Here is a 14,579-nt window from a genome sequence, read left to right on the forward strand (position 1 = left end):
ATAAATAACATGGAAACATTAAAATTTAAAACAAATATCAAGTGTACAGGTTGTATCTCAACGGTAACTCCAGAGTTGAACGGACTAAAAGAAGTAAAACATTGGAAAGTTGACTTAAACAGTCCGGATAAAGTGCTTACTATTGAAGGTGAAAACCTTAATTCAGAATTAGTTGAGGGTGCCCTAAAAGCAGTTGGATATAAAGCTGAAGCAATTTAATATCACTTAAATAAAAGTACTTGTCGTGATAAAACATGACAAGTATTTTACAATTCTTTCTTAAAAGAAAATTATACATTTGTATCAATGGCTAAACGTTTGCTTCTATTGTGTTTTACCTTTTTCTTCTTGTTGATGTATGCAGGGATACCGGTTTATGCGCATTATTGTGGCAAAATGCTAACTTCTACTGATTTCCAATCAAAAAAATGCTGCTGCGGCAATTCAGAAAAACCTATGAAAGGTTGCTGCAAAGACGAAGCAAAGCTGATTAAGGTTGAAAACGATTTCCTTAAAAGTCAGCATAAGTATAAAGCTCCTGCATTAAGTGTACAATTTGCACTTTGTTATGTAGTTACCTCTTTAACTGCTTTAGCTGATGTTGATCAGCAATCGGTTTATTTCAACTCTTCTCCGCCTGAACTTCCCGTAGAGCGGTTTATCTTACATCAAAATTTCAGGATTTAATCTTTCAGCAGTTTCTATGTAATGTCAGGCATTCATGTCTGGTAATCGGTATATCTATTGCTATCTCAAGCTAAATCCAAGTTCTTAATTGAACGCCCATTGATTTAACAATTGATAATTAATACCTTATCAATTTATTTTTAGAAGTATGAAATTAAAATCCGTACGTAAATGCTTTGCATTTACCTTCAATACGGTAAAAAGAGCACTAAAAAATGAAAAAATTAATATTCAGCCTATTTAACATTGGAACTTTCAGTCTTGGAGCCTGTAACAACGGTACAAACCAATCGCACAAAGGTCATGACATGTCGAAAATAACCAATGAATGCTCAGCTGCGGCAAATTAGTTGAAGTGATTAAATAATCTCAAAACCCAAACTGATGGTTCGTAAATTAATTCAAATTGCTTTGCAAAACAGGTTGGTGGTACTGCTTATTGCAGGCTGCCTATTTGCCTGGGGCATTTTCTCATTAGAACAAAACCCCATAGATGCCATCCCTGACTTAAGTGAAAACCAGGTAATTGTTTTTACTGAATGGATGGGCAGAAGTCCTCAGGTTATTGAAGACCAAATAACATATCCTTTAGTTAGTAATCTGCAAGGTGTCCCCAAAATTAAGAACATCCGTGGTTCTTCCATGTTTGGGATGAGTTTTGTGTACGTGATTTTTGAAGATAATGTAGATATCTACTGGGCAAGAACCAGAGTATTGGAACGATTGAACTATGCACAGCGCTTGTTGCCGCAAGGAGTTACTCCAACACTCGGGCCAGATGGAACCGGCGTGGGCCATATCCTTTGGTATCATTTGGATGCACCAAAAATGGATTTAGGCGAACAACGGGCCTTGCAGGATTGGTATATAAAATTCGCTTTGCAAACTGTGTCAGGAGTGGCTGAAATTGCCTCTTTTGGTGGTTTTGAAAAGCAGTATCAACTGGTTATTGATCCTGTAAAATTGCAGTTCTACAATGTTTCTTTGATGGACGTGATGAACAAGGTAAAAGCGAATAATAATGATGTGGGGGGAAGGAAATTTGAGATGAGCAATATGGCATACATCATTCGCAGTTTAGGTTACATTAAAAGCAAGGAGGATGTAGAAAATATTGCTGTAGGTAATTACAATGGCATTCCGGTGCGTGTAAAAGATGTGGGGAGTATTCAAATGGGAGGAGACCTTCGCCTCGGCATTTTCGACCAAAACGGTGAAGGAGAAGTGGTTGGGGGTATTGTAGTAATGCGTTATAATGAAAACGCAGAGAAAGTAATTACTGCCGTAAAAGAGAAAATGAAAGAAGTGGAAAAGGGATTACCGGAAGGCGTGAAATTTAAAATTTCATATGACAGAAGTACCCTGATCGAAGAAGCGATTGAATCGGTTAAAGGTACGCTGATTGAAGAAATGATAGCAGTTTCCATTGTGGTCATTATTTTCCTATTTAATTGGCGAAGCGCAGTTGTCATCCTTATACAATTACCAATCTCTGTTGCCGTTGGTTTCATTTTGCTGCAAGCATTTGACATTTCCTCCAATATCATGTCACTCACAGGAATTGCCTTGGCCATCGGTGTGGTGGTAGATGATGGTATTGTGATGGTAGAAAATTCGTACCGGCATATTTCCGAAGCGCAGTTAAAAAATAAAGCCTGATAATCTCAAAATACTTTTCATGAATTTGTTTAAACGAGATAAAGATCCATTAACAATGGAGGAAAGACTTGATATCATAATAAAGTCCTCTAAACAGGTTGGACCAGGTGTGTTTTATTCAACCATTATTGTGATAACTTCTTTCCTTCCTGTTTTTTTACTTACAGGAATGGAAGGAAAGCTGTTTCATCCTTTGGCCTGGACCAAAACCTACATCTTATTAGTAGATGCATTTTTAGCCATAACGCTAACCCCTGTTCTGATTTCCTTTTTGTTAAAAGGAAGATTACAACCCGAAGATAAAAATCCCATAACTAAAGGCCTGGAAAAAATATATACTCCCATTTTGAAATGGTGCCTTGAATGGAGAAAAACTGTTATTGGCATTAATCTAGTGGCTTTAGCCGTTGGCGTGGTAATGCTCTTGCGATTGGGTTCAGAATTCATGCCCCCTTTGGATGAAGGCTCACTGCTATTTATGCCGGTAACATTGCCTGACGTCTCAAACTCGGAAGCTAAACGCCTCTTGCAGTTACAAGATAAATTAATTAAGTCGGTGCCTGAAGTATCACACGTACTGGGCAAAGCCGGTAGAGCTAATACTGCTACCGACAACTCCCCTATCAGCATGATTGAGACAATTATTTTGCTCAAACCTAAATCTGAGTGGCGAGAAGGACTTACCAAGAACGACATAATCAATGAGCTTAACTCTAAATTACAGATTCCGGGGGTTACCAACGGCTGGACTCAACCCATTATCAATCGCATTAACATGCTTTCCACCGGTGTGCGCACTGATGTTGGCTTGAAAGTTTATGGCCAAAACCTCGACACGATCAATTCTTTCACCCAAAGGATAAAGAAGGAAATGGAAGATATAGATGGCATAAAAGACCTGTATGTGGAACCCATTACCGGTGGAAAATACATTGATATAGTAATAAAACGGGAAGAAATTGGTCGTTATGGTTTAAGTGTTGACGATGTGAATGCCGTAGTAGAAAGCGCATTAGGAGGCATGAAGCTCACCACTACCATTGAAGGTCGTCAACGGTTTTCGGTAAATGCGCGGTATGGACAAGACTTTAGAAACAACATCCAAGCCTTGAAGCGCCTTCAGGTACAAACGATGAACTTCGGCCCTATTCCCCTTGAAGCTGTTGCGGATGTAAAAATCTCTGAAGGCCCACCAATGATCAGCTCCGAAAATGCAATGCTTCGGGGCACGGTTCTATTCAACGTACGTGAACGCGATTTGGGCAGTACCGTCACAGAAGCTCAACGTAAATTGAACCAAATGATTACCAAGTTACCCAAAGGATATTTCCTGGAATGGAGTGGACAATGGGAAAATCAAATAAGAGCCAACAAAACATTGAAGCTAATTATGCCAGTCGTACTTGTTATCATTTTCATGGTGCTTTACTTCACCTATCACTCATTTAAAGAATCGATTATTACCATGATCACTGTTCCCTTTGCATTGATTGGTGGCGTATTTATGGTGTATTTTTATGAGGTAAATTTATCAGTGGCAGTAGCCGTTGGATTTATTGCACTCTTTGGAATGGCCATCGAAACAGCCATGTTAATGACAATTTATCTAAATGAAGCCATGAATAAAATGGTTACTGACCACGGTAATTCCAGAGCAACCATTAACCCTTCCCTTTTACGGAAATACGTGATTGAGGGTGCAGCTAAACGTTTGCGCCCCAAGTTGATGACGGTATCGGTATCAATGTTTGGTTTGTTTCCAATATTATGGTCTACAGGCGTGGGTAGCGACGTAATGAGACCCATTACCATTCCCCTTATTGGCGGAACCATATCTTCTGTAATCTACGTGCTATTTGTAACTCCCATTGTGTTTGAAATGATGAAAGAGTTTGAACTCAAAAGAAAAGGTAAAATTGATTTGGTAGATGTTAAAGAATAAAATCATAACAATAATATTGGCAGTTGTTGCTGTTGGTAGCAGCAAGGCCCAGACTTTAAAGCTGGAATCTATACTCGACAGTATCCGGCAATCGCATCCCTCTGTAAAAATGTACGATTATGAAATTCGTTCAATGGATGAGGCAGCGAAGGGGGCGAGAAGTTGGATGCCTCCAGAGGTGAATACAGGCTTTTTTATGGCTCCATACAACCCGGAAATGTGGAAAAAAAACGACATGGGCGAATCGGGCATGGGGCAATACATGATTGGCGCTCAACAGATGTTTCCTAATAAAAGTAAACAAAATGCAGATGCCGCCTATATGGAAACAATGTCGAGTGTAGAAAAAGAAAAGAAAAATGCTACACTAAACGAGTTGTTTGCCCAGGCAAGAAAGAATTATTACGAATGGATAGTGCTGAAGAAAAAACAGAAAGTGATTGATCAAAATGAAGCATTGCTCGATTTTATGATCAAGAATGCGGAGCTGCGCTATAAGTATGGATTAGAAAAAATCAGTGCTTATTATAAAGCGAAGGCCGCTTTAGGTAACCTGAAAAATATGCGTCTGATGAATGAGAATGACATCAGACAAAAACGAATTATGCTGAATTCTTTGATGAGCCGTAAAGCAATGGATGATTTTGATATTGATACCACCTATCAATTGAAAGATTATACAACAATAGTATTCGACAGCAGCTTTTTCTATCGTAATCGCAGTGATTTAAAAGCAATTGACAGGGATATTCAGCTTACTTACCTGAAACAAAACACTGAAAAGCTAAGCTTGAAACCTCAATTTGGTATTCGCTACGATCATATGTTTGGTTTTGGTGGTTCGCCTATGCAATTCACACTAATGGGCATGATGAAAATTCCAATGGCCTGGTCAGCTAAAATGAACAAAGCTAATATTGAAAGTCTGAAGTGGAAAGCGAATGCCCTGCAATCACAAAAACTGATGATGTTGAATGAATATAGCGGGATGGCCTATGGCATGCGAAACGAAATCGAACTGAAGAAAAAGCAGCTCAAGTTGTATGAGGACAATATAATTCCTGCATTGCGCAATAACTATAAAACCATGCAATTAGGCTATGAACAAAATACAGAAGAATTGTTCATGCTTTATGATGCCTGGGAAACACTGAATATGACACAACTGGAATATCTGGAGCAACTGAATCAACTACTGCAGATGCAGGTTCAACTAGAACGTATTATGGAAACGAGGTAACAATTATGAAAACTATAATTCAATATACAATCCTCTTTGCGGCATTTATTGTTTTCATTTCTTCGTGTAAGAACAATACAACCCGAGAACATTCTGAACATCAAGCAAGTAAGGAAGAAGCAATCTATACCTGTTCAATGCACCCCGAAATCTTACGGAATGAACCTGGTGACTGCCCTGTTTGTGGCATGCAATTGATAAAGAAAGAAACTACAGGCAGACAAACGGTAAACGATGTCAAACTTGAATCATTACTTAAACCAACCAATGAGTTTGTGGTTTCTACCATCCCTAAAATCACTATAGAGAAAAGGGAGCGGGAAATTGAAATCGAATCCATTGGCAAAATTGATTACAACACCAATGAAGTAGGCACTATATCAGCAAAAATTAGCGGGCGAATAGAAAAAATGTATGTTCACTATCGCTATCAAAAAGTGTATAAAGGACAGAAAATTTTCGACATCTATAGCCCTGAATTGCTTACTGCTCAGCAAAATCTGCTTTTCCTGTTAAAAAACGATGCAAACAACATTTCGCTCATCAATGCAGCCAAAGAAAAACTCTTCTTGTTAGGCATGAGCCGCCAGCAATTGCAACAGCTTATGCAAACTCAAAAATCTTCATTTGTAATTAGTGTATATAGCAATTACAGTGGTCATATCCACGAAGCTGCTGCAACAAGAAGTATCGGCATGAACCCAACCGCTCCTGAAGGCATGAAAGATGTGTCATTAATCACGAGTGAATTACCGCTTAAAGAAGGCATGTATGTAACCAAAGGGCAAAACATTTTTACTGTATTCAATCCTGCAAAGGCATGGGCCCTGTTATCCATTTATGCCGAGCAGCAGGGGCTCGTTCAAGTAGATAATCCCGTTCGAGTAATTCCTGAAACCGCTCCTGATAAAAGTTTCCGAGCAACCATTGATTTCATTGAACCTTTTTATCGAAAAGACAGCAAAACATTAACTGCAAGGGTAAATTTCAACAACGAATCACTGCAAATTCCCGTTGGCAGTCAGGTAAAAGCAGTCATTTTCGGCAATACTAAAGAGGCATACTGGCTTCCCAAAAATGCTGTAGTTTCACTCGGCTTAGACAAAGTTGCTTTTTTAAAGGAAAACGGTGGTTTTCGCGCACATAAAATCATTACGGGTATTACGCATGACAACCACATTCAGGTAATTAGCGGTTTATCCCCTCAGGATTCGGTGGCAATAAATGCCCAATATCTTATGGATAGTGAAAGTTTTATAAAAGTAAATGAGTAGTTATGAGGCATATTTTAAAAATAATTATTGCACTATTATTGGTATCATGTAATAGTAAGAAGGATGAAAAAGCAAAAGAACAGGATATGTATTACACTTGTTCAATGGACCCACAGGTCATTGAGCACAAGCCTGGAAAATGCCCTATCTGTAAAATGGATTTAACACCTGTTAAGAAAAGTGAAGGTGAAAAATCGGATGAGATAAAATTGAGCGAACAGCAAATTCAGTTGGGCAATATTAAATACGATACCCTTTTTAAGGGTACCATCGATGACAAGCTGGTGCTTACCGCAACGCTCAACTTTGATCAGGTCAATACAACTTCGGTTAGCTCGAGAGTAATGGGTAGAATCGAGAGACTATATTTTAAAAATCTCGGTGATTATGTAAAGAAAGGGAGTCCGCTTTTTGACCTGTACAGTGAAGAACTTAGCAATGCACAGCAGGAATACATCCTGGCAATAGAACGAAAGAAAATTTTGGACAATACCGTTATTGACTTTAATCAGCTCATACAAAGCGCTAAGCACAAATTACAATTATGGGGTATGAACGAAGCACAGATAAATGAATTAGTCAAAAGTAAAAAAGCCCCCCCTGTCACAACTTTCTACAGCAAAGCTAGCGGCATTATTACCGAGTTTGCGGTAAAGGAAGGAGATTATATCAATGAAGGAGGGACCGTATTTAAACTGGCAGATATTTCAACCCTTTGGGCAGAAGCTCAGGTGTACACCTATCAATTATCGGAGATTGCTAGGGCCAGTGAAGCCATTGTGCAAATACCGGATTTAAATAACAAAGAAATTCGTGGCAGAATAGAATTTATAAATCCTGAAATCAATCCGGATACGAGAATTAATCTTATTAGAGTTTCCATTCCCAATACCGAAAACCAGTTAAAACCAGGAATGCCGGCCTACGTTTTACTAAAAAGCCAGCTACGAAAATCATTAACATTGCCTATTGATGCGGTAATTAGAGATGGTAAAGGTGCTACTGTATGGGTAAAAACCGGTAATAATACCTTTAAAAGTAAAATGGTAGAAACAGGTTTAGAAACGGGAGACAGGATAGAGATTAAATCGGGGTTGAAAGCCGGAGATGTGATAGTGATAACTGGCGCATATCTACTGCACAGCGAATATATTTTCAAAAAAGGAATCAACCCGATGGAAGGCCATGATATGAATAAAATGTAATTTTAACAACTTGAAATAAGTAAACGATAAATATGAAAATCAAAATCTATATCGCCATGACTCTTGTAGCAGGAGTATTGGCCGCTTGTAATCAACAAACCAAAAAAGAAGAAAGTCATGAAGGTCACCAACACGCTAATCATGAAGGACACGACCATGATACAACCGCGCAAAATACTTCGCCTGCCGGACCAAGTTTTAACAGTGACGAACTAACCAATGTTTATGCACACTATACCCACCTGAAAAATAATTTAGTGGCTTCAAACGAGGCAGAATCCAAAACAGCAGCTACAGCACTTAAAACTGCTACTGATGCCTTAAAAGATGCCGATCTGGTAAAAGCAGCATCAGTTACTGCATCAGCTAATGATTTAGAAGGAATCCGAGCATCGCTTAATGATTTGAGCAAGCAGCTTGAGCGTGTCATTAAAAGGGAAGGTTTAAAAAATGGAGAGGTTTACGTGGAGTTTTGTCCTATGGCGAATAATGACAAAGGAGGTTTTTGGTTATCAAACAGCAAGGAAATTCAAAATCCTTACTACGGTGAGCAGATGATGAAATGCGGCCGTATTGAAGAAACATTGAAATAAAAGTTTTTATAAATGAAAGGCTGTTCCATTGGACAGCCTTTCATTTATTTATGAATTAATCATTTGTTTAAATCTTTTGATTAATTCAAAAAATCTGTGAACATTTGTATCATCCAGCTCTTAAATGTAATGGGCAAACAAATACAGAAACCAGACCATTCAACGGAAGAAAAAATTAAAGCCGCAGCTCAAAAGCTGTTTACCCAAAAAGGTTATGCTGCCACCAAAACCCGCGATATTGCTACAGAAGCGGACATCAACCTGGCTCTGCTTAATTATTACTTCCGTAGTAAGGCAGCATTATTTGAGCTCATCATGGCCGATCATTTTCAACAATTTATTCAGGGTGCTGTTGCTGTTCTAAATCAAGAACAAACGTCATTTAAAGAGAAAATTGAACGCCTGATTAATTATTACATCGACATGCTGATTCGGCAGCCTGATATGCCATTATTTGTATTAAGTGAATTGAGAAACGGCCCGGAAAATTTGATCCTGAAAATGGGTATAAAAACACATATCAAAGAATCATTATTTCTGAAACAATTTAACCAAGCTAAACAGAATGGTGAAATTGCCAACATTCATCACTTACACCTTTTATCTAATATGCTTGGATTAACTATCTTTCCTTTTATAGTGAATCCAATTATAAAAGACATAAACGATATTGATCAGCAAGAGTTTAATGCTTTTATGCTTGAAAGAAAGAAACTTATCCCACTGTGGATAGAAGCCATTTTAAAACCGCAAACTCAACAATAACCGGAAGTAATTCATCAACATACATGAAAATCTCATCAATACTTGGATTTAGTTTAATAATACTGACATCATGCAACAGGGGTTCAAACGATTTTGATGCGTCCGGATCTTTTGAAGCAGTTGAAACCATTATTTCTGCTGAAGCAAGCGGAACCATCAAACAATTAAACCTTGAGGAAGGAAGTCAGCTGCAAGCCGGTCAAACCATTGGATATATTGACAGCACTCAGCTTTATTTAAAGAAAAGGCAATTAGAAAGTCAGGCCAGGGCTGTTAATGCCAAATTGCCGGATATAGTTACACAAACCGCCGCCTACAAACAGCAATTGGCTGTAACCGAAAGTCAGTTAAAAACGCAGTATCGGGAGCGCCAGCGCATTCAAAATTTGGTAAACGCCGAGGCGGTTCCTACCAAGCAGCTTGATGACGTCAATGCCCAAATTGATGTATTGGAAAAACAACTGAAAGTAATACGTGAGCAAGACGCCGCACAACATTCAATGCTTTCTACACAAACCAAGGGATTAAAGGGAGATGTAAATCCCATTTTAATTCAAATTGAGCAAGTAAATGATCAATTGGCAAAAAGCAAGATTATAAACCCCTTAACAGGTACCGTTTTGGTAAAATATGCCGAAGTAAACGAAATGGCTTCGCCCGGCAAGGCTCTTTATAAAATTGCAGACTTAACCTACCTTAATTTAAGGGCTTATATTACTGGGGATCAACTTTCTAAAGTTAAGTTAAACCAGAAAGTTAAAGTATTAACTGATGATGGTCCGGATAAATACAAAGAACACGAAGGGGTAATTATTTGGGTAAATGACAAAGCTGAGTTCACCCCAAAAACTATCCAAACCAAAGAAGAGCGCGCCAACTTGGTGTATGCAATAAAAATCCATGTAAAAAATGATGGAGCCTTAAAGATTGGAATGTACGGAGAGGTAAAATTTCAATAATTCAATTAAACTATGGTAACCCTTCAATGTTTAACCAAAACTTATAACAAAGGCAGCGTGTTAGCCGTTGACGGGGTTTCTTTTACCGTTAACCCAGGTGAACTTTTCGGGTTAATTGGGCCGGATGGGGCCGGGAAAACCAGCATTTTCAGAATGCTTACCACTCTGCTTTTACCCGATAGTGGCTCAGCCACGGTGGATGGCTTTGAGATTGTCAAAGACTACAAATCCATCCGGAATAGAGTTGGTTATATGCCTGGACGGTTTTCACTTTACCAAGATTTGAGTGTAGAGGAAAACCTAAACTTCTTTGCTACTATTTTTGGAACGACCATTGAAGAAAACTATGAACTAATTAAGGATATCTACATTCAGCTTGAACCATTTAAAACCCGAAGAGCAGGCAAATTATCCGGCGGGATGAAGCAAAAATTAGCTTTATGCTGTGCTTTGATACATAAACCTACTTTGCTTTTCTTAGATGAACCCACAACAGGTGTTGATGCTGTTTCTCGCAAGGAGTTTTGGGAAATGTTAAAACGTTTAAAAACGCAAGGCATTACCATATTGGTTTCAACGCCGTATATGGATGAAGCTAATCTGTGCGATAGAATTGCCTTGATCCAATCCGGAAAAATTCTTTCAATAGACACTCCCCAAAATATTGTAAAAGCGTATAAAGGAAACCTGTTTGCAATAAAATCTGATTCTATGTTTCATTTATTAACTCACCTGAGAAACTATGACCATACAGAAGCCTGCTTCGCTTTTGGAGAGTATATTCATATTTCATTTAAAGATGGAATAATTGATCCTAAACCTGCAGTTCTTGATTATTTAAGAAATTATGGTCATACGGAAATTGATATAAAACTTATAAAACCGACTATTGAAGACTGTTTTATAAAACTAATGACCGGCTCCGTCGCTATGACAAAGGAATAATCTTAACTCCAATAAACTCCCAATATGCAACCCGTTATCAAGGCCAATAAGTTGAGTAAACGTTTCGGAGATTTCACTGCGGTGAATGAGATTTCGTTTGAAGTAACACCAGGAGAAATTTTCGGATTCTTAGGAGCTAATGGTGCCGGAAAAACCACTGCTATGCGTATGCTTTGCGGGCTATCAATACCAACTTCGGGAGAGGCCAATGTTGCGGGCTTTGACGTTTACAAGCAAACTGAAAAAATTAAACAAAGCATCGGATATATGAGTCAGAAGTTCTCATTATATGAAGATCTTACCGTAATGGAAAATATTCGTTTCTATGGTGGTATTTATGGTTTATCCGACCAAAACTTGAAAGACAAAAGCGAATCGTTGATTAATCGGTTGGGCTTACAAAATGAAACTCAAAAACTAGTGGGATCATTACCATTGGGCTGGAAACAAAAGCTCTCATTTTCAGTTGCAGTGCTTCATCAACCTAAAATAGTCTTTCTTGACGAACCAACAGGTGGAGTTGATCCAGTAACTCGCCGTCAGTTTTGGGATTTGATTTATGAAGTAGCCGATCAGGGCATAACCGTTTTCGTAACCACACATTATATGGACGAAGCCGAATACTGCAACCGCGTTTCAATAATGGTGGATGGCCGAATCGAAGCTTTAGATACACCGATTGGTTTAAAGGAAAGTTTTTCAGCACAATCAATGGACGAAGTGTTTTACGAATTGGCCAGAGGTGCGAAACGAAATGAATAAAACAGGCAATTCTTCTAACATTAAAGGTATGAAACAGTTCTTCAGCTTTGTAAAAAAAGAATTTTACCATATTTGGCGAGATAGACGGACAATGTTTATCCTATTGGGAATGCCGATTGTCCAAATCGTCATCTTTGGTTTTGCTTTAACAAATGAAGTCAAAAACTCAAAAATTGCTGTATTAGACAATGCTAAAGATGAAACCAGCATTAGTTTAATTGACGAAATTAATGCGAGCAAGTATTTTGAAGTAGCTAAAAACCTTCATTCATACCATGATATTGAAAAAGCATTTCAATCAGGCACAATTAAAATGGCAGTTGTATTCCCTGATAGGTTCAGCGAAGATCTTCATCATTTAAATCATGCTCAAATTCAATTGATAGCTGATGCGTCCGACCCTAACTTGGCAAATATTCTTACGAATTATGCATCTTCTATCATCCGCGATTATCAAAAAAAATTAAATCCTAACATTCATACCCCGTTTACCATTACCACTGAAATGCGCATGCTTTACAACCCTCAGCTAAAGGGTGCCTACAATTTTGTTCCCGGAGTAATGGCAATGGTACTTTTATTGGTTTGTACTATGATGACAGCTATAACCATTGTAAAAGAAAAGGAAACGGGAACCATGGAAATTATGCTTGTTTCGCCAATGAAGCCACTTATGGTAATTGTGGCAAAAGCCATCCCCTATCTCTTGCTGTCCATCATAAATATTATCAGCATTTTATGCTTAAGTGTATTTGTATTGGAGGTACCCATTAACGGAAGCATTGTTTTACTTGTTGCTGAAAGCATTCTATTTATACTGGTTTGTTTATCATTAGGATTATTAATTTCAAGCGCAGCCGATTCGCAGCAAACCGCGATGTTCATTTCTTTAGTAGCATTGTTCTTACCAACGGTAATGCTAAGTGGCTTTATGTTTCCGGTTGAAAACATGCCGGTTCCACTTCGTATAGTGTCAAACATAGTTCCTGCAAAATGGTACTACAGCATAGTAAAATCGGTTATGATTAAGGGCTTAGGGATTACTGCAATTTGGAAAGAAACGCTAATTCTTCTGGGTATGATGTTCTTTTTGATAACCTTAGCCATCAAAAAATTTAAAGTACGACTGGCATGAGAACACTGAAGTTTTTACTTGAAAAAGAATTTAGGCAGATATTCCGAGATCCGTCCATTATCCGCATTATTTTTATCATGCCTGTAATTCAGTTGATGATATTGCCGTGGGCTGCTGATTATGAAATAAAAGATATCAAACTAAGTGTTATTGACTTCGATCATTCTCCTTATTCACAAAAGTTGGTCAATAAAATCACTTCCTCCGGCTATTTTAAATTGATGGATTATTCTAAATCTTATCAATCGGCGCTAAACCAGGTTGAAAATGATCAAGCCGATTTGCTTTTGGAGATACCGGAGTCATTTGAAAAAAATCTAGTCAAAGAGAACGAATCCAAGGTTTTCATGGCCTTAAATGCCATTAACGGAGTAAAAGCTAATCTGGGAGGCTCTTACCTTAACAGTATTATAAGGGATTTCAATAACGAAATAAGACTGGAATGGGTACAACCCAAACGACTCAACGAACAGCCTACTATAGAGATAACATCCTCCAACTGGTTTAACCCGTTGTTGAATTACAAGTACTTCATGGTTCCGGGTATATTGGTTATACTCCTCACCATGATTGGCTCTAATTTAACTGCTATTAATATTGTGCGTGAAAAAGAAATAGGCACTATTGAGCAAATCAACGTTACGCCAATTAAAAAACATCATTTCTTATTAGGGAAATTGATTCCATTTTGGCTTTTAGGCATGCTTGTTCTCACATTAGGGCTGGGCATCTCCTGGTTGGTTTACGGAATCATTCCTTTGGGCAGCTATTTTACCATCTACATTTTTGCTGCAGTTTACCTTTTGTGCGTTTTAGGCTTAGGATTACTGATATCTACTTATGCTGGTACACAACAACAAGCCATGCTTATTTCTTTCTTCCTGATGATGGTTTTTATCCTTTTAGGAGGTTTGTACACTTCAATTGACTCTATGCCTCATTGGGCTCAAGTGATAACAAAATTCAATCCTGTAGCTTATTTTATCGACGTAATGCGAATGGTCGTTTTAAAAGGAAGTAGTATTAGAGATATCAGTTATCATTTTGGCATAATGATTCTATTTGCTTTGTTTTTTAATAGTTGGGCTATTTGGAACTATAGAAAAACATCATAGCTATTCATCCAAAGCAAAAATCTTTTTAAGCTTCAAGAAGGTTCTTGCTTTAAGTAGTACCATCCTTGTTCTTTTTTCCATTCATATAATAACTCAATGCCCCTGAAGGACATCGCTTAACCTGATCAATAATCTTCTGTGTATCAGCTCCTAAAATAGAAATCCATGGACGGCGTCTAGGATCAAATACCTGAGGCAATCCCTTAAAGCAAATACCTGAATGAATGCATTTTGCATTTTGCCATACTACGGTTACTTCTCCATTGGTATATTCTTTTTTTAAATTCTGCTTCTCCAT

16 protein-coding genes are annotated in these 14,579 nt (G+C 38.0%); 15 read left to right on the top strand and 1 reads right to left on the bottom strand.

What is annotated here, in order from left to right; translation table 11 throughout:
• Window positions 1-9 precede the first annotated feature (9 nt).
• The 15 genes from L2B55_RS13760 (at window position 10) to L2B55_RS13820 (ending at window position 14,281) form a co-directional block, all read left to right on the top strand.
• The gene (locus L2B55_RS13760; protein WP_237846702.1) at window positions 10-219 is read left to right on the top strand and encodes a heavy-metal-associated domain-containing protein; all 210 of its coding nucleotides are present in this window, start codon (window positions 10-12) and stop codon (window positions 217-219) included.
• A gap of 87 nt (window positions 220-306) precedes the next feature.
• The gene (locus L2B55_RS13765) at window positions 307-687 is read left to right on the top strand and encodes an HYC_CC_PP family protein (RefSeq protein ID WP_237846703.1); all 381 of its coding nucleotides are present in this window, start codon (window positions 307-309) and stop codon (window positions 685-687) included.
• A gap of 215 nt (window positions 688-902) precedes the next feature.
• Window positions 903-1,037 (top strand): hypothetical protein, encoded by a 135-nt coding sequence (locus tag L2B55_RS18915; protein WP_255696459.1) that lies wholly within the window; start codon window positions 903-905, stop codon window positions 1,035-1,037.
• A 34-nt stretch (window positions 1,038-1,071) separates the two neighbouring features.
• Window positions 1,072-2,346 (top strand): efflux RND transporter permease subunit, encoded by a 1,275-nt coding sequence (locus L2B55_RS18920; protein ID WP_255696460.1) that lies wholly within the window; start codon window positions 1,072-1,074, stop codon window positions 2,344-2,346.
• Between the two features lie 19 nt (window positions 2,347-2,365).
• Window positions 2,366-4,288: an efflux RND transporter permease subunit gene (locus L2B55_RS18925; RefSeq protein ID WP_255696461.1), complete on the top strand. Its 1,923-nt coding sequence runs from the start codon at window positions 2,366-2,368 to the stop codon at window positions 4,286-4,288.
• A complete protein-coding gene (locus L2B55_RS13775; protein WP_237846704.1) occupies window positions 4,275-5,528 on the top strand; it encodes a TolC family protein in 1,254 nt (417 codons plus the stop codon). The genes L2B55_RS18925 and L2B55_RS13775 overlap by 14 nt, the downstream gene beginning before the upstream one ends.
• Before the next feature lie 5 nt (window positions 5,529-5,533).
• Window positions 5,534-6,802, top strand: a complete 1,269-nt coding sequence (locus L2B55_RS13780; protein WP_237846705.1) for a heavy metal-binding domain-containing protein — start codon at window positions 5,534-5,536, stop codon at window positions 6,800-6,802.
• 2 nt (window positions 6,803-6,804) lie between these two features.
• Window positions 6,805-8,007 carry an efflux RND transporter periplasmic adaptor subunit gene (locus L2B55_RS13785; protein ID WP_237846706.1) on the top strand — a complete coding sequence of 401 codons (1,203 nt, stop codon included), beginning with the start codon at window positions 6,805-6,807 and terminating at the stop codon, window positions 8,005-8,007.
• Between the two features lie 32 nt (window positions 8,008-8,039).
• The gene (locus L2B55_RS13790) at window positions 8,040-8,600 is read left to right on the top strand and encodes a DUF3347 domain-containing protein (protein ID WP_237846707.1); all 561 of its coding nucleotides are present in this window, start codon (window positions 8,040-8,042) and stop codon (window positions 8,598-8,600) included.
• 129 nt (window positions 8,601-8,729) lie between these two features.
• On the top strand, window positions 8,730-9,365 hold the full coding sequence (locus L2B55_RS13795) for a TetR/AcrR family transcriptional regulator (protein WP_237846708.1): 636 nt from the start codon (window positions 8,730-8,732) through the stop codon (window positions 9,363-9,365).
• Window positions 9,366-9,388: 23 nt separating this feature from the next.
• A complete protein-coding gene (locus tag L2B55_RS13800) occupies window positions 9,389-10,324 on the top strand; it encodes an HlyD family secretion protein (RefSeq protein ID WP_237846710.1) in 936 nt (311 codons plus the stop codon).
• Between the two features lie 12 nt (window positions 10,325-10,336).
• Entirely contained in the window at window positions 10,337-11,269 is a 933-nt protein-coding gene (locus L2B55_RS13805; protein ID WP_237846711.1) for an ABC transporter ATP-binding protein, read from the top strand.
• A gap of 24 nt (window positions 11,270-11,293) precedes the next feature.
• On the top strand, window positions 11,294-12,031 hold the full coding sequence (locus tag L2B55_RS13810; RefSeq protein ID WP_237846712.1) for an ABC transporter ATP-binding protein: 738 nt from the start codon (window positions 11,294-11,296) through the stop codon (window positions 12,029-12,031).
• A gap of 28 nt (window positions 12,032-12,059) precedes the next feature.
• On the top strand, window positions 12,060-13,166 hold the full coding sequence (locus L2B55_RS13815; protein ID WP_237846713.1) for an ABC transporter permease: 1,107 nt from the start codon (window positions 12,060-12,062) through the stop codon (window positions 13,164-13,166).
• Window positions 13,163-14,281 carry an ABC transporter permease gene (locus tag L2B55_RS13820; RefSeq protein WP_237846714.1) on the top strand — a complete coding sequence of 373 codons (1,119 nt, stop codon included), beginning with the start codon at window positions 13,163-13,165 and terminating at the stop codon, window positions 14,279-14,281. The genes L2B55_RS13815 and L2B55_RS13820 overlap by 4 nt, the downstream gene beginning before the upstream one ends.
• A 49-nt stretch (window positions 14,282-14,330) precedes the next feature.
• Here the strand turns inward: L2B55_RS13820 and L2B55_RS13825 are convergent, their stop codons facing one another.
• Window positions 14,331-14,579: a (4Fe-4S)-binding protein gene (locus tag L2B55_RS13825; RefSeq protein WP_237846715.1), complete on the bottom strand. Its 249-nt coding sequence runs from the start codon at window positions 14,577-14,579 to the stop codon at window positions 14,331-14,333.

The organism is Solitalea lacus (assembly GCF_022014595.1).
GTDB lineage: Bacteria > Bacteroidota > Bacteroidia > Sphingobacteriales > Sphingobacteriaceae > Solitalea > Solitalea lacus.